Source organism: Ramlibacter algicola (genome assembly GCF_016641735.1).
Classification (GTDB): Bacteria; Pseudomonadota; Gammaproteobacteria; order Burkholderiales; family Burkholderiaceae_C; genus Ramlibacter; species Ramlibacter algicola.
This window is the reverse complement of sequence record NZ_JAEDAO010000001.1, coordinates 330,938-350,674: the sequence shown is the minus strand read 5'-3', so window position 1 is coordinate 350,674 and position 19,737 is coordinate 330,938. Positions and strand designations below refer to the sequence as shown.

15 protein-coding genes are annotated in these 19,737 nt (G+C 67.9%); 14 read left to right on the top strand and 1 reads right to left on the bottom strand.

Going from position 1 to position 19,737, the window contains the following annotated elements:
• The first annotated feature begins 6 nt into the window (after window positions 1-6).
• Together recX and I8E28_RS01700 are read left to right on the top strand one after the other, a co-directional pair.
• A complete protein-coding gene (recX, locus tag I8E28_RS01705; RefSeq protein WP_200786120.1) occupies window positions 7-465 on the top strand; it encodes a recombination regulator RecX in 459 nt (152 codons plus the stop codon).
• Window positions 466-566: 101 nt separating this feature from the next.
• Window positions 567-2,459, top strand: a complete 1,893-nt coding sequence (locus I8E28_RS01700; protein ID WP_200786119.1) for a sensor histidine kinase — start codon at window positions 567-569, stop codon at window positions 2,457-2,459.
• A 21-nt stretch (window positions 2,460-2,480) separates the two neighbouring features.
• Here the strand turns inward: I8E28_RS01700 and argC are convergent, their stop codons facing one another.
• Window positions 2,481-3,401 (bottom strand): N-acetyl-gamma-glutamyl-phosphate reductase, encoded by a 921-nt coding sequence (gene argC, locus I8E28_RS01695; protein ID WP_200786118.1) that lies wholly within the window; start codon window positions 3,399-3,401, stop codon window positions 2,481-2,483.
• Between the two features lie 155 nt (window positions 3,402-3,556).
• Here argC and sucC point away from each other — a divergent pair, with 155 nt between their 5' ends.
• The 12 genes from sucC to I8E28_RS01635 all read left to right on the top strand — a co-directional run bounded on the left by sucC (window position 3,557) and on the right by I8E28_RS01635 (window position 19,737).
• Window positions 3,557-4,720, top strand: a complete 1,164-nt coding sequence (gene sucC, locus I8E28_RS01690; protein ID WP_200786117.1) for an ADP-forming succinate--CoA ligase subunit beta — start codon at window positions 3,557-3,559, stop codon at window positions 4,718-4,720.
• A 13-nt stretch (window positions 4,721-4,733) separates the two neighbouring features.
• Window positions 4,734-5,627 (top strand): succinate--CoA ligase subunit alpha, encoded by an 894-nt coding sequence (sucD, locus tag I8E28_RS01685; RefSeq protein ID WP_200786116.1) that lies wholly within the window; start codon window positions 4,734-4,736, stop codon window positions 5,625-5,627.
• A gap of 231 nt (window positions 5,628-5,858) precedes the next feature.
• Complete coding sequence (locus tag I8E28_RS01680; protein ID WP_200786115.1) at window positions 5,859-8,615, top strand: protein kinase domain-containing protein; 2,757 nt, start codon at window positions 5,859-5,861, stop codon at window positions 8,613-8,615.
• A gap of 13 nt (window positions 8,616-8,628) precedes the next feature.
• Window positions 8,629-9,414: a Stp1/IreP family PP2C-type Ser/Thr phosphatase gene (locus I8E28_RS01675; RefSeq protein ID WP_200786114.1), complete on the top strand. Its 786-nt coding sequence runs from the start codon at window positions 8,629-8,631 to the stop codon at window positions 9,412-9,414.
• 45 nt (window positions 9,415-9,459) lie between these two features.
• Window positions 9,460-10,134 carry an FHA domain-containing protein gene (locus tag I8E28_RS01670; RefSeq protein WP_200786113.1) on the top strand — a complete coding sequence of 225 codons (675 nt, stop codon included), beginning with the start codon at window positions 9,460-9,462 and terminating at the stop codon, window positions 10,132-10,134.
• A 37-nt stretch (window positions 10,135-10,171) separates the two neighbouring features.
• A complete protein-coding gene (locus I8E28_RS01665) occupies window positions 10,172-12,421 on the top strand; it encodes a CHASE2 domain-containing protein (RefSeq protein ID WP_200786112.1) in 2,250 nt (749 codons plus the stop codon).
• Window positions 12,422-12,503: 82 nt separating this feature from the next.
• Complete coding sequence (locus tag I8E28_RS01660) at window positions 12,504-13,301, top strand: 3',5'-cyclic-nucleotide phosphodiesterase (RefSeq protein ID WP_200786111.1); 798 nt, start codon at window positions 12,504-12,506, stop codon at window positions 13,299-13,301.
• 31 nt (window positions 13,302-13,332) lie between these two features.
• Window positions 13,333-15,735 carry a GspE/PulE family protein gene (locus I8E28_RS01655; RefSeq protein ID WP_200786110.1) on the top strand — a complete coding sequence of 801 codons (2,403 nt, stop codon included), beginning with the start codon at window positions 13,333-13,335 and terminating at the stop codon, window positions 15,733-15,735.
• A 164-nt stretch (window positions 15,736-15,899) separates the two neighbouring features.
• Window positions 15,900-16,382 (top strand): pilin, encoded by a 483-nt coding sequence (locus I8E28_RS01650; protein WP_200786109.1) that lies wholly within the window; start codon window positions 15,900-15,902, stop codon window positions 16,380-16,382.
• Window positions 16,383-16,494: 112 nt separating this feature from the next.
• Window positions 16,495-17,703, top strand: coding sequence for a glycosyltransferase family 2 protein (locus I8E28_RS01645; protein ID WP_200786108.1), 1,209 nt, complete (start codon window positions 16,495-16,497; stop codon window positions 17,701-17,703).
• Window positions 17,704-17,759: 56 nt separating this feature from the next.
• Window positions 17,760-18,536 carry a hypothetical protein gene (locus I8E28_RS01640; protein WP_200786107.1) on the top strand — a complete coding sequence of 259 codons (777 nt, stop codon included), beginning with the start codon at window positions 17,760-17,762 and terminating at the stop codon, window positions 18,534-18,536.
• 1 nt (window position 18,537) lies between these two features.
• On the top strand, window positions 18,538-19,737 hold the full coding sequence (locus tag I8E28_RS01635) for a hypothetical protein (protein WP_200786106.1): 1,200 nt from the start codon (window positions 18,538-18,540) through the stop codon (window positions 19,735-19,737).

The window sequence follows — 19,737 nt, the reverse complement described above, 5'->3', positions numbered from 1 at the left end:
CGCGCGATGCCGGTGGTGCAGCTGTCGCTCAAGGGCCGCGCGCTGCGCCTGCTCGGCAACCGCGAGCACACGCGCACCGAACTCGAACGCAAGCTGGCCCGCTACGCGGAGCAGCCGGACGAGCTCGCGAAGGTGCTCGACGACCTGCAGGCCAAGGGGTTCATCAGCGAGCAACGGGTGGTCGAATCGGTGCTGCACCGGCGCGCCGCGCGGCTGGGTGCCGGCCGCATCCGGCAGGAGCTGCAGGCCAAGGGCGTCGACGGCGAACTGGTCGCGCACGCCATGCAGCAGTTGCGCGCCACCGAGATCGCCCGCGCGCGCGACGTGTGGCAGCGCCGCTTCGGCGAACCGCCGCGCGACACCGCCGAACGGGGCAAGCAGGCGCGGTTCCTGGCCGCACGCGGCTTCACCGGCGACGTGATCCAGCGCGTGCTGGCCGGCGGGTTCGATGAGGACGGGGGCTGAGCGGCGCCACACGGGCGTGGCAACTTCCCGCTGGTGCGGGCTCTTACGGTTGAGTTGAGGCGCCGGTTCGGCTAGGGTGGCGCGTCGTCGTCCGGCAGTTCATGAACGACCCCCGCTCTGTCGCTCCCCTCGGGAGCAGCCCTCCACCGAGTCCGCCCATCACGGCCGTCGCGCGCTGGGTCGTGCTGCTGCTTGCGCTCGCCGTCGCGGCGATCGGGCTGCTGATGCCAGCCGGCCCCGAGGCGCAGGACCAGGTCCTCGAGTTGGCGGCAACCGACTACGTCAAGTCGGACAGCCCGCTGCCGCCAACGGGTGCCGTCTGGCAGCCGCGGACCCTGCCGGACGACTGGTCGCGCAGCAATCCGGGGCAGGACGGCCATGGCTGGTATCGCGCCACCTTCACTTTGGCCAGCAGGCCGGCGCAGCCCTGGGCGGTGTACCTGCCGCGAGTGGGCACGAACTACACGCTCTACCTCAATGGTGCCTTGGTGGGCGGCGGGACCCGCAGCAGCCTGGGCGTGCCGCAAATGGACGTGCTCGCGGCACCGTTGCTGCTGCCGGGCCGCAACGAGCTGCACCTGCGCCTGCATGTCGCGCCGAACCTGCGTGGCGGGCTGGGGCCGATCACGCTGGGCCCGCGCGCCGTGGTGCAGCCCATCTACGAGCGCGACTACTTCGCCCGTGTCACTCTGACCCGGTCGCTCAACCTGGCGTTGATCTTCGTGGGGCTGCTCGTGCTGCTGTTGTGGCTGAGGCGCCCAGGGGAGCGGATCCATGGGCTGTTCGCGGCCCTCGCCATCACATGGTCGCTGCGCAACTTCCATTACACGGTCTCGCCCTTGTTCGCGGCCCAGCTGTGGGAAGCATTCATCTTGGGCAGCCTCGGGATGGTCGTCGTGTTGCTGTGGCTGTTCATCCGCTCCTTCACGCTGGCGCCCCGCCGCCCTTTCGAGCGCTGGGCGGCACTGGCGGTCGCGGTCGCGGCAATCGGGATCGCGTTGCTGGACGGCGCGCCGGCCCGCGTCATCCGGATCCCTTGGTATCTCGCCTGCGCGGCGCTCGGTGCGTGGACCATCGTGCTGTTGCTCCGTTTCGGGCTCAAGCCCGGGAACCGGACGCGGTCCGGCGTGTGGGTCATCGTGGCGGCCGAGGTGGTCACTCTGGGGCTCGGCCTGCTCGACCTTTCCGTCACGGCGCAGGTGCTGCCTTTCGGGCCCGCTGCGCGCATGGCGTATGGCGCTCCCTTGATCCTGTGCGCCCTGGTCTACGCGCTGGCGGACGACTACTTCCGCACGTACGACGAAGTGCGCGTGCTCAATGCGAACCTGGAACGGCGCGTGGCCGAGCGCACGGTGGAACTCGAGCGGACCCACGAGCGGCTTCGCGCGCTGGAGCGGGCCACCACGCTCACGGCCGAGCGGGCGCGCGTGATGCGGGACATGCACGATGGCGTCGGCTCGCAGCTGGTCACCACGCTCATTGCCGTCGAGCGTGGCAAGGCGGGGACGCAGGAAGTGGCCTCGATGCTGCGCGAGTGCATGGACGACCTGCGGCTCGTGATCGATTCGCTGGACCCGGACGAGGACTCGCTGGCCGTTGCATTGCGCAACCTGCGGCACCGGATCGAGCCGCGTTTCCTCGCCGCAGGCATCCTGCTCGATTGGGAAGTGCAGGACGGCGTCCGGATGTCCTCGCCGGGCCAGGTGCTGCAGGTGCTGCGCATCGTGCAGGAAGCGCTCACGAACGCACTGCGGCACGCCAGCGCGCGGCGCCTGCGCCTGTTCTGCGGCAACGATGGCGGCGGGCTGCTGCTGCAATTGGAGGACGACGGCGTGGGCTGCGCCAGCCAGGCGGATGCCGGCCGCGGTCGGCGCAACATGGCCGCGCGAGCGCACCAGCTCGGCGGCACACTGGCGCTGCGAGAGGGCCCCACCGGCGGTGCGTTGGTGGAACTGTGCGTTCCTGCCGCTCCGGAGTCCGCACCGGCGGCGTGACCGCGTCGGCCCCGACCCGACTCAGATCCCGAGCATCAGGCGCAGGTTCTGCACCGCGGCGCCGCTGGCGCCCTTGCCCAGGTTGTCCAGGCGGGCCACCAGGATGGCCTGCCGCAGGGCGTCGTCGCCGAACACGCGCAGTTCCATCTTGTTGGTGTCGTTCAGCGCGGTCGCCTCGATGCGGCCACCTTCGAGGGGCGGCTGCACGCTCACCCACTCGCTGCCGGCGTAGTGGCGCGCCAGTGCATCGTGCAGGTCCGCCAGCGTGGGCCGCTTGGGCAGGTCGTCCAGGAACAGTGGCAACTGCACCAGCATGCCCTGCTTGAAGTTGCCCACGGAGGGGATGAAGATCGGGCGGCGCGTGAGCCCGCCGTACTTCATGATCTCGGGCAGGTGCTTGTGCTTCAGGCCGAGGCCGTAGACCTCGAACGGGCCCTGCTCGCCCTTCTCGAAGCCTTCGATCATGCTGCGGCCGCCCCCGGTGTAGCCGCTGACCGCGGGCAACACGAGGGGGAAGTCCGCGGGCACCAGGTCGGCATCAACCAGGGGACGCAGCAGCGCGATGGCCCCGGTGGAGTAGCAGCCGGGATTGCTCACGCGGTCCGCCTTGGCGATTGCCTCGCGCTGGCCAGACGCCAGCTCGGCGAAGCCGAACACCCAGCCCTCGGCCACGCGATGCGCCGTCGACGCGTCGATGATGCGCGGCCCCTTGCCTTGCGAGCGCTGGATGTCCGACACCATCGCGGCCGACTCGCGCGCGGCGTCGTCGTGGAGGCACAGGATCACCAGGTCCACGCCCGCCATCAGGTCGCGCTTGGCGGCCGGGTCCTTGCGGCGCTCCGGCGCGATGCTCACGAGTTCGACCTGCGGCATGGCCTGCAGGCGCTCGCGGATCTGCAAGCCCGTGGTGCCGGCTTCGCCATCGATGAAGACTTTGGGCATGGTGGTGCAGCACTGCGATCCGCTATGGATCGGCTAAGCAATTGCGATGGGTTGGTGCAATGCACCATGATACAGTTCGCCGCTGTTTCTCGCGACCGCCACGGCGCGGCCGCGCTTGCCGGACGGCGGCAGTTCCCACCCCTCCAGAGACATCCATGAAGATCCACGAGTACCAAGGCAAGGAGATCTTGCGCAGCTTCGGCGTGCCCGTGCCGCGCGGCGTGCCGGCTTTCACTGTGCAGGAAGCGGTCGAGGCCGCGCAGAAGCTGGGCGGCCCGGTGTGGGTCGTCAAGGCGCAGATCCACGCGGGCGGCCGCGGCAAGGGCGGCGGCGTCAAGGTCGCCAAGAGCATCGACCAGGTCAAGGACCTCGCGGGCCAGATCCTGGGCATGCAGCTCAAGACGCACCAGACCGGCCCCGAGGGCCAGAAGGTGCGGCGCCTCTACATCGAGGAAGGCGCGGACATCCAGAAGGAGTACTACCTCTCCGTCGTCACCGACCGTGCGACGCAGAAGGTGGCCTTCATCGCTTCGAGCGAAGGCGGCATGGACATCGAGGAGGTGGCGCACAGCCATCCCGACAAGATCGTCAAGGTGTTCGTCGATCCGCTGCAGGGCCTGACTGACGCACAAGGCCAGGAGCTCGCCAAGGGCGTCGGCATGCCGGCGGACTCGCAGGCGCAGTTCGTCGACGTCTGCCGCAAGCTGTACCAGTGCTACATGGACACCGACGCGTCGCTGGTGGAGATCAACCCGCTCAACCGCGACGGCAAGGGCAACATCATCGCCCTCGACGCGAAGTTCAACTTCGACCCGAACGCGCTGTTCCGCCATCCGGACATCGTCGCCCTGCGCGACCTGGATGAAGAGGACCCGGCCGAGATCGAGGCCAGCAAGTTCGACCTCGCCTACATCTCGCTGGACGGCAACATCGGCTGCCTGGTCAACGGCGCCGGCCTGGCGATGGCGACCATGGACACCATCAAGCTGTTCGGCGCCGAGCCGGCGAACTTCCTGGACGTCGGCGGCGGTGCCACGCCGGAGAAGGTCACCGAGGCCTTCAAGATCATGCTGAAGAACCCCAAGGTCAAGGCGATCCTGGTGAACATCTTCGGCGGGATCATGCGCTGCGACACCATCGCCACCGGTGTGATCACCGCGTGCAAGGCCGTCAACCTGAACGTGCCGCTGGTCGTGCGCATGAAGGGCACGAACGAGGAACTCGGCAAGAAGATGCTGGCCGAATCGGGCCTGCCGATCATCAGCGCGGACACGATGGCGGAAGCGGCCCAGAAGGTCGTCGCCGCGGTCAAGGCTTGAAGCAGGAACGGACATGTCGATCTACATCAACAAGGACACGAAGGTCATCACCCAGGGCATCACGGGCAAGACCGGGCAGTTCCACACCGAGAAGTGCCAGCAGTACGCCAATGGCAAGAACTGCTTCGTCGCCGGCGTGAACCCGAAGAAGGCCGGCGAGAAGATCTTCGACATCCCGATCTACGCCTCCGTCAAGGAAGCCAGGCAGCAGACCGGCGCCACCGTCTCGGTGATCTACGTGCCGCCGGCGGGTGCCGCTGACGCGATCTGGGAAGCGGTCGAGGCCGACCTGGACCTGGCGATCTGCATCACGGAGGGCATCCCCGTGCGCGACATGCTGATGGTGCGCAACAAGATGAAGGAGAAGGAGGCCAAGGGTGGCAAGAAGACCCTGCTGCTCGGCCCCAACTGCCCCGGCCTGATCACGCCCGACGAGATCAAGATCGGCATCATGCCCGGCCACATCCACCGCAAGGGCCGCATCGGCGTGGTCTCGCGCTCGGGCACGCTGACGTACGAGGCGGTTGCGCAGCTGACCGAGATCGGCCTGGGCCAGTCCAGCGCCGTCGGCATCGGCGGTGACCCGATCAACGGCCTGAAGCACATCGACGTGATGCAGGCCTTCAACGACGATCCGGACACCGACGCCGTGATCATGATCGGCGAGATCGGCGGCCCCGACGAAGCGGATGCCGCGCGCTGGTGCAAGGCCAACATGCAGAAGCCGGTGGTCGGTTTCATCGCCGGCGTCACGGCGCCCCCCGGCAAGCGCATGGGCCACGCCGGCGCGCTGATCTCGGGCGGCGCCGACACGGCCGACGCCAAGCTGGCGGTCATGGAAGAGTGCGGCTTCAAGGTGACCCGCAATCCGTCGGAGATGGGCAAGCTGCTCAAGACGCTGCTCTGAAGCGCAAGACCTGCGACGCGAAGGGCTGGCGGTGCAAACCGCCAGCCCTTTTTCCATGGCGAGCCGGGCTGCCGTGAAACTGCAACAAAAGGTACAAGGGGTGCGGCAAACTTCCTTGTTCGTGCCGGAGCCGTCTGTTACCGTTCAGCCCGGAACCCTGCACCCTTGAGTCGGTCGCGGGCGTGGCGGCGTCCCCACCGGTGCCGCGAAACCTTCGGGCGAGGGGCGGAAGTGAGCACATCTTCATCGGCAAAGCGGCGCCAGGTCTGGCGCGCTGACTGGTTCATCGGCGCCGCCATCGTCGTCGCCGTGTGCATCCTGTGGGCCGTCACCCCGCTCCGCGGCCTCGAGCAACGCTTCTACGACGCAGCCAGCAGCTCGAACTCGCGAACGCCGTCGGACCGCATCGCCGTCATCGCGATCGACGACGCCAGCATCAACAACATCGGCCGCTGGCCGTGGCCGCGCGACGTGCATGCCGAGCTGATCGACAAGCTCGCGGATGCCAAGGCCAAGACGATCGTCAACACGACCCTCTTCCTCGAGCCGCAGACCGAGCGCGGGCTCGTGTTCATCCGCAAGATCAAGGAAGCGCTCGGGGCCGCCGCGGGCCAGAACGAAGCGCTCACGAGAGTGCTCGCCGAAGCCGAGCAGACCTTGGACAACGACGGCAAGCTCGCGGCCAGCATGGCGAAGGCAGGCAATGTGCTGGTCGGCGGCGCCTACAAGCTTGGAGAGCCGCTCGGCCGCCCCGACACCGACCTGCCGGCAGCGGCGGCGAAATCCTCGATTCCCACCAAGGGCGCTTTGCTCATTCCGGCCCTCGCGGGACAGTTCCCCATCGACCCGATCGCCAAGGCCGCGGCGGCGGTGGGGCATGTCGCGCAGACGAACGATCCCGACGGGGCGATCCGCACCGACCCTGTCTTCATCGACTACTACGGCCACGCGGTGCCGTCGTTGTCATTGCTCGCCGCTGCGCGCTCCCTGAACCTTGGGCCCGGCGACATGCGGCTGCTCCCCGGCGAAGCGGTGCAATTGGGCAAGCTGAGGATCGCGACCGACGCAGCGGGCAAGATGCGGCCGCAGTTCTACCGCGGCACCGACAGCAAGCCCGCGTTCCAGGTCGACTCGTTCTACGACGTGCTGTCGGGGAAGATTCCGGCGACGAAGTACGCGGACAAGATCGTCATCATCGGCTCCACGGCCCAGGGCCTCGGCACCACGTTCCCCGTTCCCGGCTACGCCGCGCTCAGTCCGGCGGAGATGATGGCGCACGTCACCTCCAACATCCTGCAGGAGCACTTCGTCGTCGAGCCGGTGTGGGCCGGCGTGGCGTCGCTCGCGATGGTGCTGTTGGTCGCCGGTTACCTGGTCGCGGGCCTGCCGCGGCTTTCCGCGGGACCCGCGGCAGCAGTCACTGCGGGCTTGCTAGTGGTCATGCTTGCGACCGAGTTCGTGCTGCTCTCCGGATCCGCGACGTACGTGCCGCTCGTGTTCCCCGCCGCGCTGCTCGTCATCGGCCACGCCGCGCTCACCACCAAGCGCTTCCTCGTCACCGAGGCCGGCAAGGTGAAGTCGGACGAGGAGTCGGCCGAGACCAACCGCATGATGGGCCTGGCGCTGCAGGGCCAGGGCCAGCTGGACATGGCGTTCGACCGCTTCCGCCGGGTCCCCATGAGCGATCCGCTCATGGACAACCTGTACAACCTCGCGCTGGACTTCGAGCGCAAGCGCCAGTTCAACAAGGCGCAGGCCGTGTACGAGCACATGGCCACGTACAACAAGGACTTCAAGGACCTGCAGTCCAAGCTCAATCGGGCGAAGAACCTCTCGGAAACCGTGATCCTCGGCGGCGGAGGCGCGCACCCGGGCGGCACCATGCTGCTGGATGGCGGCGCCGTCGAGAAGCCGATGCTGGGCCGCTACCAGGTCGAGAAGGAACTGGGCAAGGGCGCGATGGGCGTCGTCTACCTGGGCAAGGACCCGAAGATCGGCCGCGTGGTCGCCATCAAGACGATGGCGCTGTCGCAGGAGTTCGAGGGCGAGGACCTGAACGAGGCGCGCGAGCGCTTTTTCCGCGAGGCCGAGACGGCGGGCCGCCTGCAGCACCAGAACATCGTCACGATCTTCGATGCCGGCGAGGAGCACGACCTCGCCTACATCGCGATGGAATTCCTCAAGGGCAAGGACCTCGCGGACTTCTGCAAGGACGGCCACCTGCTGCCGCCGCCGCGCGTGCTGTCGATCGTGGCGCGCGTCGCCGAGGCGCTGGCCTACGCGCACCGGCAGAACGTGGTCCACCGCGACATCAAGCCGGCCAACATCATGTACGAGTTCGACTCGGACACGGTGAAGGTCACCGACTTCGGCATCGCGCGCATCACCGACTCCAGCAAGACCAAGACCGGCCTAGTGCTGGGTACCCCGAGCTTCATGTCGCCCGAGCAGATCGCCGGCAAGAAGGTCGACGGCCGCTCGGACCTGTACTCGCTCGGCGTGATGCTGTTCCAGATGCTCACCGGCGTGCTGCCGTTCCGCGGCGACTCGATGGCGGAGCTGATGTACAAGATCGCCAACGAGGAAGCGCCCGACATCCGCTTGATCCGCAAGGACTTCACGGAGCAACTGGCGATCGTGGTCGCCACCTCGCTGGCGAAGAAACCGGAAGCGCGGTTCCAGGACGGCGATGCCTTCGCGCACGCGCTGCGCGAGGCGGCGGCAGCGTTCGGTGGCCAGCCGGTGTCGCCGGCGCCCGCGTCCGCCGATCCGGACAAGACCATGGCGTTCTCGCTGGCCGCCGCCGCGCAGGCGCAGGCAACGGCGGAAAAGACGCTCGTCATGGCGGCGGGCGCCGCGGCAGGCAACGGCTATGATGCGCCGCCAAAGGGCGGAGGAGCCGGGGGCGGCGAGTACGAGAAGACCGCGGTGTTCGGCCGGAGCGACGATCCGACCAAGCCGGGCGGTGGGCACGATCCCCAGGCATGAGGCCCGGCAATCCATGAATTACGAGTTCTGCATCCGCACCGACCCGGGCCTGGCTCGCGAGAACAACGAGGACTCGGTCACCTTCGAGGAGGCGACCCGGCTCGCGATCCTCGCCGACGGCATGGGCGGCTACAACGCCGGCGAGATCGCCAGCGGGATGGCCACCACGTTCATCAAGTCGGAGCTCGGGCGCTGGCTCTCGCAGGCCGGCCGCCAGGCCAACGCCCGCGAGGTGCGACGCGCGATGGAGATCTGCGTCGACAACGCCAACCGCTCCATCTTCAACGCGGCCAACTCCAACCCGCAGTATTCCGGCATGGGCACGACCCTCGTGGTCGGCGTGTTCCAGGACGGGCGCCTGATGCTCGGCCACATCGGAGACTCGCGCTGCTACCGCCTGCGCGCCGGCGAGCTGGCGCAGATCACCAAGGACCACTCGCTGCTGCAGGAGCAGATGGACGCCGGCCTGATCACGCCGGAGCAGGCCGCCGTATCGACCAACAAGAACCTGGTGACGCGCGCGCTGGGCGTCGAGGACGCCGTGCTGCTGGAAGTCAACGAGCACCGCGTCGAGCCGGGCGACATCTACCTCATGTGCTCGGACGGCCTCTCGGACATGGTCGACGACCACGGCATCGCCGCCATCCTGCGGGACGAAGGCACGCTCGAGGACAAGGTGGGTCGCCTGGTCGATGCCGCCAACGCCAACGGAGGGCGCGACAACATTTCGGTGCTGCTCGCGCAGGCCGACCTCGAAGCGAAAAAAAAGGGCCTCATCTCCCGATTGCTGGGAAAATAAGCAGCGAACTTTCGGTTTGAGGACAGAAATCAACAGGAGTGGGCCATGCCGAAAATGATCGTGTCGATCGACGGCGTCGTGATCAAGGAAGTCCAGCTGACGAAGGACCGCACGTCGCTGGGCCGCCGCCCGTACAACGACATCGTCATCGACAACCTGGCCGTCAGCGGCGAGCACGCGGTGTTGCAGATGACCGGCAACGAGGTCTACCTGGAGGACCTCAATAGCACCAACGGCACGTACATCAACGGCAAGGCGGTCAAGAAGCAGCTGTTGCAGAACAACGACACCGTCGAGATCGGCAAGTACAAGATCAAGTACGTCAACGAGGCGCCCGGCGCCACGTACGAGAAGACGATGATCATGAAGCCGGGGATGGTGCCCCCGGTTCCCGCCCCGGGTGCCGCGGCTCCGGCCGCCGCGGGTGCGCCCGCCGCTCCCGCGCCCGAACTCAATGCCGTCAAGGGCGCGATCAAGGTGCTGTCCGGCGCCGCCGCCGGCCGCGAAGTGCCGCTGGTGAAGGTCGTCACCACCATCGGCAAGCCCGGCGTGGCCGTCGCGGCCATCACCAAGCGCCCGCACGGCTTCGTCGTCGCGCACGTCGAGGGCGGCAACAAGCCCACCATCAATGGCGCCCCGATCGGGCCCGAACCGGTGAACCTGAAGAACGGGGACCTGCTGGAACTGGCGGGCACCCAGATGCAATTCATCCAGGGCTGAAGACGCCCCGGCCCGGGCAAGTCGGAAGGAACCGGGCATGGGCTTGCTCGCGAGACACTGGACCCGCATCGCGGTCACGCTGCTGCCGCTGCTGCTCGCCCTGCTGCATGCGACCGGCACGGTGCCGCTCACCGCGCTCGAGCGGCTGGACCTGGCGCTCTACGACGCCCGCCTGCGGGCGACGATGCCCAAGACGATGGACCAGCGCATCGTCATCGTCGATCTCGACGAGAAGAGCCTGGCCGAAGTCGGCCGCTGGCCGTGGAGCCGCAACCGGCTCGCCGAACTGACCGACGAATTGTTCGACCGCCAGCAGGTGGCGATGCTCGGCTTCGACGTGGTGTTCGCCGAGCCGGACGACAGTTCCGGCCTGTCTCGCCTTCGCCAGCTCTCGCAAGGGGAACTGAAGGACCAGGTCGGCTTCACCGATCGCTTGAACCAGCTGGCCCCGAGCCTGGACTACGACGGGCTGTTCGCGAAGGCGCTGAAGAACCGGCCCGTGGTCCTGGGCTACTACCTGACCAGCGATCGCGATGGCCGCACCTCCGGCGTGCTGCCGGCGCCGGTCCTGCGGCGCGAGCAGTTCCAAGGCCGTCCGGTCCGCCTGTTCTCCTGGACCGGCTACGGCGCCAACATCGAAACCCTCGCCAAGGCGGCGCCGCTGGCCGGCTACTTCAACCCCGTGTCCGACCTGGACGGCGTCGTCCGCGCCGTCCCCCTGCTCGCGGAATACAACGACCAGTTCTACGAACCACTGTCGCTTGCCATGTTCCGGGTGCTTGCGGGCGGGCCGTCGGTGGAGCCTGGCTTGCCGAAGGAGAAGCTGGCCGGCCGCAGCTACCAGGGCCTGGAAAGCGTCAACTTGCGGCTGGGGCAGAAGACGCTCGGCCTGCCGATCGATGCGCGCGGCGCCACCCTGATCCCGTACCGCGGGTACGGCGGCCCGAACGGCGGCTCGTTCCGCTACGTCTCGGCATCCGACGTGGTCCACAAGCGCCTGCAACCCGGCGAGCTCAAAGGCAAGATCGTGCTGGTGGGAACGTCCGCCCCCGGCCTGCAGGACCAGCGCAGCACGCCCGTCGGCGAGAGCTATCCCGGGGTGGAGGCGCACGCCAACCTGGTCGCCGGCATGCTCGATGGCAACCTGCCGGCGAGCCCCGATTACGCGGCGGGCTACGACGCGGTCATGCTGCTGGTGGCTGGGCTGCTGCTCGCGTTCCTGCTGCCGCTGATCTCCGCGCCCCGGGCCATCGCGTTGAGCGCCGGCGTGCTCGCAACGCTCATCGGCCTGAACCTGTGGCTGTACGTCGGATCGGGCCTGGTCATGCCGCTGGCCGCCAGCATCACGATGACGTTCACGGCCTTCGCGTTGAACATGAGCTACGGCTACTTCATCGAGAGCCGGTCCAAGCGCGAACTCGCCAACCTGTTCGGCACCTACGTGCCGCCGGAGCTGGTCGACGAGATGGTCAAGGACCCGGACAGCTATTCGATGAAGGCGGCCAACAAGGAACTCACGGTGATGTTCTGCGACATGCGCGGCTTCACCAAGATGTCCGAGCGGATGGAGCCGGTGCAGCTGCAGGGGCTTCTCAACGAGGTGTTCAACCGCCTGACGGACATCATCCGGCGCAACCGCGGCACCATCGACAAGTACATGGGCGACTGCGTGATGGCGTTCTGGGGCGCGCCGGTGGAGACGGCCGAACACGCGCACCTGGCCACCAAGACGGCGCTGGAGATGGCCAACGAGGTCCGCCACATCAACGAGGAGCACCGCGCCAAGGGATTGCCGGAGATCGGCGTGGGCATCGGCCTGAACACCGGGATGATGTGCGTCGGAGACATGGGCTCCGACATCCGCCGCAGCTACACCGTGATCGGCGATTCGGTGAACCTGGGATCGCGCCTGGAAGGCCTGTCCAAGGCGTACGGCGTGGACATCGTCGTCAGCGAGTCCACCCGCAAGCTGGCGCCGGACTTCGCGTGGCAGGAACTCGATCGCGTGCGGGTCAAGGGCAAGGAACAGGCCGTCGCCATCTACTGGCCGCTCGCGCCGGCGGACCGCGTGGAGAGAACCCACCAGGACGAACTCAAGGCCTGGGGCGCTTTCCTCAAGGCCTACCGCTCGCAGGACTGGGACCAGTGCGACGTGCTGCTGCTCAATCTGCAGCGCATGAACCCCAAAAAGTACCTTTACGAGCTGTATTCCGAACGTGTAGCCTCGATGCGGCTCCTGCCGTTCGACCCCGCGTGGGACGGCGCCACCAACTTCGAGACCAAGTGAGACCAGCCTGGGATGCCTCCAGCAACGCCCGCGCGCACGCGTGCGGTGGCGGACGGCCGCGCCCGCCGGCACGGAGGGCAACATGAAGGTGCGCGTGCTGGGGTGCTCGGGCGCGATCGCGCGGGACTGCCGCACGACGTCGTTCCTGCTCGACGACGATGTCCTGGTCGACGCGGGCACGGGCGTGGGCGACCTGTCGCTCGCCGAGATGGCCGCCATCGGCCACGTGTTCCTCACGCACTCGCACCTGGACCACATCGCGGCGCTGCCGCTGATGATCGATTCCATCGCCTCGCAGCTGGCGCGCCCGGTGCGCATCTACGCTCTGGCCGGCACCATCGCGGCGCTGAAGCAGCACGTGTTCAACAACGTGATCTGGCCGGACTTCAGCCGCATCCCGACCGCCGACAAGCCCTTCATCGCGTTCCAGGAAGTGCAGGTCGGCCAGCTGCTGGAAATCGGTGGCAAGGTCATCGAAGTCTTACCGGCGGTGCACACGGTGCCCGCCGTGGGCTACGCGGTGTCGCGCGCCGCAGGCAAGCCTTGCTGGGTCTTCACCGGTGACACCGAACGCAACCCCGCGTTCTGGCGCCGCCTGAACGCGATGAACGTCGCCGCCCTCGTCATCGAGACGGCGTTCAGCAACCGGGAGAAGGAGCTGGCCCGCAAGAGCCTGCACCTGTCGCCGCACGCGCTGGCCGAGGAGCTGGACTGCATCGACAAGGGCAAGTCCTTCCCCATCTTCATCACCCACACCAAGCCGGCGGAAACCGACCTGATCATGGCCGAGATCCAGCGGTTCGACCAGACGCAGCCCTTCGGCCCCAACGTCTCGCACGACATCCGCTGGCTGCGCGCCGGGCAGGAGTTCGAGCTGTGAACGCTGCGTCGCACCCGCGGAGGACCACCCCATGAGCGCCGTGCTCAGACCAGAACGCGACTCGCAAGCCTTCTTCGATTCCCAGCAGCTGCCGCCGGACAAGCGCGGCGTCAGCTTCGAGGCATTGTTCTTCCGCCAGCTGCAGCTGGTCACGACCCGCGTCCACGAGACCGAGAACATCGACCAGATCATGCTGGAGTCGAGCCAGGAGATCTGCAAGCTCCTGAACGCCGACCGCCTGACCCTGTACGCGATCAGCGAGGACCGCACCGCGATCGTCTCGAAGATCAAGACCGGCCTGAACACGGCCAAGGAACTGAAGCTCCCGATCTCCACGCAGAGCATCGCGGGCTATGTCGCCTTCTCCAAGCAGCTGGTCAACATCGCCGACGTCTACGACGACGAGTCGCTCAAGCGCATCCACCCGGGGCTGACCTTCCTGAAGGAAGTCGACAAGCGCTCGGGCTACCGCACCAAGCAGGTCATGGTGCTGCCGATCCTGGATGGCGACGTGCTGCACGGCGTGCTGCAGGTGATCAACAACAAGAGCGACGTGCCGTTCGGCGACCTCGAGGTCGAGGGCGCGTCGCAGCTTTGCAAGACGCTGGCGACGGCCATCCGCCAGCGCATGCAGAAGGAGCTGGAGACCCAGCGCCGCCGCGCCACCAAATACGACGGCCTCCTGAAGGACGGCGTGCTGACGCAGGAGGAGCTGCAGAAGTGCATCCTGAAGGCGCGCGAGGAAGGCAAGCCGGTCGAGCACGTGCTGATGGCCGATTTCCAGATCCGCCCGGCGCAGATCGGCCCGTCGCTGTCCAAGTTCTTCGGTGTCCCGTACGAGCCGTTCAACGCCGGCCGCATCAAGTCCGAGATGCTGCAGGGGCCGCTCAAGCGCGAGTTCGTGCAGGAGCAGGGCTGGATCCCGCTGGAGGAATCGCCCGACGGCCTGGTGGTGATGTGCATGGACCCGGAAGCCGTGCGCGGCTCGCGCATCGTGCCGCAGGTGTTCCCGCGCTTCGCCAAGTTTGCCTACCGCGTCACGACGCAGACCGAGTTCGAGGAGACGCTCGCGCAACTGTATGGCGGCGACCAGTCGGAATCCATCGACGAACTGCTGGCCGACCTGAACGCGCCGATCGACGACGACGGCGACGAATCCGCGCTGGAGTCCGCCGCGTCGGACAACGAACTGGTGAAGTTCGTCAACAAGGTCATCATCGACGCCTACAACCAGCGCTGCTCGGACATCCACATCGAGCCGCTGCCGGGCAAGGGCAAGACCGGCATCCGCTTCCGCATCGACGGCAGCCTGATGCCGTACATCGAGGTGCCGTCGCACTTCCGCCAGGCGCTCGTCACGCGCCTGAAGATCATGTGCGACCTCGACATCTCCGAGCGCCGCAAGCCGCAGGACGGCAAGATCAAGTTCAAGAAGTACGGTCCGCTCGACATCGAACTGCGCGTCGCGACCATCCCGTCGGCCGGTGGCGTGGAGGACGTCGTGATGCGGATCCTGGCCTCCGGCGAGCCGATCCCGCTGGACAAGCTGGGCCTGACGCAGCACAACCGCGAACGGGTCGAGAAGACCGTCAGCAAGCCCTACGGCCTGTTCTACGTCTGCGGCCCGACGGGCTCGGGCAAGACCACCACGCTGCACTCGATCCTGAAGTTCCTGAACTCGCCGGAGACCAAGATCTGGACCGCCGAGGACCCGGTCGAAATCACGCAGAAGGGCCTGCGGCAGGTGCAGATCAACAAGAAGGCGGGCATCGACTTCGCCCTCGTGATGCGCGCGTTCCTGCGCGCGGACCCGGACATCATCATGGTGGGCGAGTCGCGCGACAAGGAAACGGTGTCGATGGGCGTGGAAGCCTCCCTCACCGGCCACCTGGTGTTCTCCACGCTGCACACCAACTCCGCGCCGGAATCCATCATCCGCCTGCTGGACATGGGCATGGACCCGTTCAACTTCGCGGACGCGCTGCTGGGAATCCTGGCGCAGCGCCTGGCCAAGCGCCTGTGCGACTGCAAGGAGGCCTATTTCCCCGAGCAGCCGGAGATCAAGAGCTTCATCGCCGAATACGCCGAGGACCTGCGCCACACGGCGCCCTGGAAGGCCGACCCCGGCGGCGAGGCGCAGTTGCTGTACCAGGCCTGGACGGAGTCGTACGGCGAGAACGGCCGCCTGCGCTTCTACCGCGCCAAGGGCTGCGACAAGTGCGGCAACAGCGGCTACAAGGGCCGCGTCGGCCTGCACGAACTGCTGGTCGCCGAGGACGAGATCAAGAAATTGATCCAGGAACGGGCCCGGGTCGCCGAGCTGTTCGTCTCGGCCGTGGGCAGCGGCATGCGCACCCTCAAGATGGACGGCATGGAGAAGATCATGATGGGCCTGACCGACCTGAAGCAGGTCCGCTCGGTCTGCATCAAGTGACGCACTGGTCGGCTTGTCGGACAAGTCCGACAAAGCTGGGCTACAAAAATGTCAGGCTCAGCCATTCTGTGTCAGTTGAGGGCCGCCAAACGGTCGGAAACCACGGTTGAGCGGCTGGCACAGCAATTGCACGATAAGCCTCGCTTCTTCCACAGGAGGTCCTCATGAAGCGTCAACTGCAAAAGGGTTTCACCCTGATCGAACTGATGATCGTCGTTGCGATCATCGGCATTCTGGCTGCCGTCGCCCTGCCGGCTTACCAGGACTACACCAAGCGCGCGAAGATGTCGGAAGTCATCCTGGCCGCGTCGTCCTGCCGCACCTCGATCACGGAAGTGATCCAGTCGGCCAGCACGCTGCCCGCCGCCAACGGCTGGGGCTGCGAGCAGACCGCCGCCGGCGGCTCGTCGCAGTACGTCGCGCTGGTCAATACCGACGGCACGGGCATGATCACCGTCACGTCCAAGGCCATCCCCAACAAGGAAGACGGCACCGAAGGTGGCAAGGTCACCCTGAAGCCGTTCCTGGCTGACGGTACGACGGCCCCGACACCCGGCACCACGGTCGGCAAGTGGCGCTGCGGCTCCACGACGGACGGCACCGACGTCGCCCTGAAGTTCCTGCCCGGCTCCTGCCGCGGCAACTGATGACGGCAGCTGCCCCGCCCGCGTCCTGCGGTGCGGCGGCGGCTGGCCAGTCCAACGAGCGGCTCCGGCCGCTCGTTTCGTTTTGTCTCCGAGTCCCAAGCTTGTCCCTCCCATGGCCCTCGTCGCCGACCAGCCGCTGACCGAAGCCGGGGCGCAAGCGCCTGCCGCGCTCGAATTGACGGTCCTGATGCCGTGCCTGAACGAGGCGCGCACCGTCGTTGCCTGCGTGGACGCCGCGCACCGGTTCCTGCGGACGGCCGGCATCGCCGGCGAAGTCCTGGTCGCGGACAACGGCTCCAGCGACGGGTCCCAGGCCGCGGCCGCCGCCGCCGGGGCGCGCGTGGTGCAGGTGCCGCGCCGCGGCTATGGTGCTGCACTGCAGGCCGGCATCGAGGCGGCGCGTGGCCGCTTCGTGATCATGGGCGACTCGGACGCCAGCTACGATTTCTCGGCCCTCCGGGCTTTCGTCGACGCGCTGCGCGGCGGGGCCGACCTCGTGATGGGCAACCGGTTCAGCGGCGGCATCGCGCCGGGCGCGATGCCCGCGTTGCACCGCTATCTCGGCAATCCGGTCCTCAGCTTCGTCGGCCGCCTGTTCTTCCGCGTCCGCATCGGCGACTTCCATTGCGGCATGCGCGGCTTCGCCCGCGACGCCGTCCGGCAACTCGGCCTGGTGTCACCCGGCATGGAATTCGCCAGCGAAATGGTGGCCAAGGCCGCCCTCGGCGGATTGCGCATCGCCGAAGTGCCGACCACCTTGCGGCCCGATGGCCGTGGCCGCCCGCCGCACCTGCGGACCTGGCGCGATGGCTGGCGCCACCTGCGATTCCTCCTGCTGTTCTGCCCGCGCTGGTTGTTTCTCTATCCGGGCCTGCTCCTCGCGGTGCTGGGCCTCGGGGGCTTCGCGTCCGAGGCCGCCGGCGTCTTGCACGTGGGCATCCACTCGCTGCTGTACATGGCCGCCGGCACGGTGCTCGGCGCGCAGCTGATCGCGCTGGCGTTGCTCACCAAATGGGTCGGCGTGCTGTCGGGCGTGGTCCCCCAGCAGCGCTGGCTTCAGCGGCTGTCGCCGTCACTCAAGCTCGAACACGGGTTGCTCGCTGGCCTGCTGCTCGCGGGGCTCGGCCTGCTCGGGTCCGCGTGGCTCACATGGGACTGGGGCTCCATGGGCTTCGGCGCTCTCGATCCGACGCAGACCATGCGCGTGGCCATTCCCGCGGTCACCTTGATGATCCTGGGCGCGCAGGTCATCGCGGGCTCGCTGTTCGCCGGCGCCGTCCACTTCAGCTGGGTGTCCAGCGGCCGGGGTCCGTCCGAGTGAACGGCACCTCGTGGCTGGACCACCCTGTCGCGCCCGCGTGGGCACGCTGGGAAGGCATGCTGCTCTGCGCAATCGCGTGGGCATCGCTGCTGGCCATTCCGCTGTCGATGGGTGAGCTGGGCCTGGGCTGGGACGCGCTCAACCACCACATCTACCTGGGCTGGACCGCGGAGCACCCGCGCTTCGACCAGGACTTCGTCGGTGCCGGCTACCAGTCCTTTCAGGCGCCCTACCTGTATTGGCCGCTGTACCGGATGGCGGTCGGCGGCTGGGCTGGCGTTCCGGCCGCAGCCGTGCTCGCCACGCTGCACGTCGCGGTGCTGTGGCCGCTGTGGATGCTGGTGCGCACCTGCGTGCCGGGCGCCTCGGTGCACGACGCCGCGATGCGCGCCTGCGCGATGGCGCTCGGCCTGCTGTCGGTGGTGGTGCTGTCGGCCTTCGGTTCCACGATGAACGACGTGCTCGCGGCCGCGCCGCTGCTGGCAGCGCTCGCTCTCGGCCTGCAGCCGGCAGCGCAGCCGGGTGCCATGACGCAGCGAACTGCATGTCGCTACGTGCTGGCCTCAGGTGCGTGCGCAGGGATCGCCGTCGCGCTGAAACTGAGCCAGGGGCCGCTGGCCGTCCTGCTGCCGGCGCTCTGGTGGTTCGCTGCGCACAAGCTGCTGGCGCGTGCGCAGGCCGTGCTCGTGGGCGGCGCCGCCGCCGTCGCAGCGTTCGCCTTGGCTTACGGTCCCTGGGGCTGGCAGCTGTGGCGCCACTTCGGCAATCCGATCTTCCCGTTCCACCATCACTGGTTCGCGCCGCTGCGGGCCGCGCTGGGCTGGGCTGGCTGACATGCGCTTCGAACCGGACTCCTGGCTCGACGCCGTGCTGCGACCGCTGGCGATGGCCGCGCCTGACGCGAATGTCTACGTCGAGGCGATGGCGCCCGACTTCCGGTTCGTGTTCGCGCTCGGCCTGCTGCTCGTGCTGGCGGTGATCGCGCTGCGCAAGCGCGCGGCCGGCGCAGGAACAACGCGAGCCGCCGGAGCGCGGCCCGTGCTGCTGCTGGCCGCCGCCCTGGCGCTTGCCTTCGTCCCCTGGCTGGCGACGACGGGCAATGGCCGCTACTTCGTCGTGGCGCTGCTCGCAGTTGGCCCGCTCTGCGTCGGCCTCGCCCAGCTGATCCCGATGACGCGCGCCGCGCGTCTGGCGCTTGTCGCCGGCATGGTCGCCGTGCAGGCGTTTGCCGTCATCGAGTGCACGCCGTGGCGCGTCTGGGGAATGGTGGCCTGGAAAGAGGCCCCGTACTTCCAGGTCGACGTGCCCCGCGAATGGCGCGACCGCCCCGCCACCATCGTCACGCTGGCGCCCCTCACGTATTCGCTGCTGGCACCCCAATTCCACCCGCAGTCGCGATGGGCGAGCCTGTACAACGCGCCGCCACCGGACTCCAGAGCGCAGGACGCAAAACGCACCCGGGACTTTCTCGCGCGGGCGCAGTCCGGCCCGCTATTGGTGCTCGCTCCCGTCCTGGATGGCATGGCTACGGCAGCCAGTCTGCCGACGGCTGAAATGACCCGGGCGCTCGACGGCGAGCTGGCGCCGTATCGCCTGGCGCTCATCTCAAGCGACGCATGCCGCTTCCTGGCTGCGCCGCAGATGGCGTCGATGCGGCTCGGCCAGGCGACGCCCGAGCAGCGCGCCCGGGCCGGCTTCTGGCTCTGCACGCTGGAGGCGAAGGCCGTGACGACGACGCCGCGCGAGGCACGCGACGACGCGGTGTTCCGGGCGCTCGAAGCGCAGTGCCCACGCTTTTTCCCGGCTGGCGGCGACGGCCAGCCGCTACGCATCCCGCACGGCTACGTGCGCAGCTACCTGCAGTCGGAAATGAAGGCCTACGTGTATGAAGACGGGCAGGTCTTCTACAAGTACTACCGCGCGCTCAACCCGGTGCAGGTCGGGAGCACCGCCGACGTCCTGGCGGGCAAGGCCCGGGTGGACTGCGCGGCGATCCGGGGGCGGTCCGGCCTGCCGTGGGAACGCGAGATCTGA

What these genes read in the sequence shown, in the direction of transcription:
- I8E28_RS01640 (WP_200786107.1), top strand. Translation starts at nt 17,760, where the DNA reads ATGCTGCTCTGCGCAATCGCGTGGGCATCGCTGCTGGCCATTCCGCTG.
- I8E28_RS01700 (WP_200786119.1), top strand. Translation starts at nt 567, where the DNA reads ATGAACGACCCCCGCTCTGTCGCTCCCCTCGGGAGCAGCCCTCCACCG.
- I8E28_RS01670 (WP_200786113.1), top strand. Translation starts at nt 9,460, where the DNA reads ATGCCGAAAATGATCGTGTCGATCGACGGCGTCGTGATCAAGGAAGTC.
- sucC (WP_200786117.1), top strand. Translation starts at nt 3,557, where the DNA reads ATGAAGATCCACGAGTACCAAGGCAAGGAGATCTTGCGCAGCTTCGGC.
- I8E28_RS01665 (WP_200786112.1), top strand. Translation starts at nt 10,172, where the DNA reads ATGGGCTTGCTCGCGAGACACTGGACCCGCATCGCGGTCACGCTGCTG.
- I8E28_RS01660 (WP_200786111.1), top strand. Translation starts at nt 12,504, where the DNA reads ATGAAGGTGCGCGTGCTGGGGTGCTCGGGCGCGATCGCGCGGGACTGC.
- I8E28_RS01645 (WP_200786108.1), top strand. Translation starts at nt 16,495, where the DNA reads ATGGCCCTCGTCGCCGACCAGCCGCTGACCGAAGCCGGGGCGCAAGCG.
- I8E28_RS01655 (WP_200786110.1), top strand. Translation starts at nt 13,333, where the DNA reads ATGAGCGCCGTGCTCAGACCAGAACGCGACTCGCAAGCCTTCTTCGAT.
- I8E28_RS01675 (WP_200786114.1), top strand. Translation starts at nt 8,629, where the DNA reads ATGAATTACGAGTTCTGCATCCGCACCGACCCGGGCCTGGCTCGCGAG.
- I8E28_RS01650 (WP_200786109.1), top strand. Translation starts at nt 15,900, where the DNA reads ATGAAGCGTCAACTGCAAAAGGGTTTCACCCTGATCGAACTGATGATC.
- argC (WP_200786118.1), bottom strand. Translation starts at nt 3,401, where the DNA reads ATGCCCAAAGTCTTCATCGATGGCGAAGCCGGCACCACGGGCTTGCAG.
- sucD (WP_200786116.1), top strand. Translation starts at nt 4,734, where the DNA reads ATGTCGATCTACATCAACAAGGACACGAAGGTCATCACCCAGGGCATC.
- I8E28_RS01635 (WP_200786106.1), top strand. Translation starts at nt 18,538, where the DNA reads ATGCGCTTCGAACCGGACTCCTGGCTCGACGCCGTGCTGCGACCGCTG.
- recX (WP_200786120.1), top strand. Translation starts at nt 7, where the DNA reads ATGCCGGTGGTGCAGCTGTCGCTCAAGGGCCGCGCGCTGCGCCTGCTC.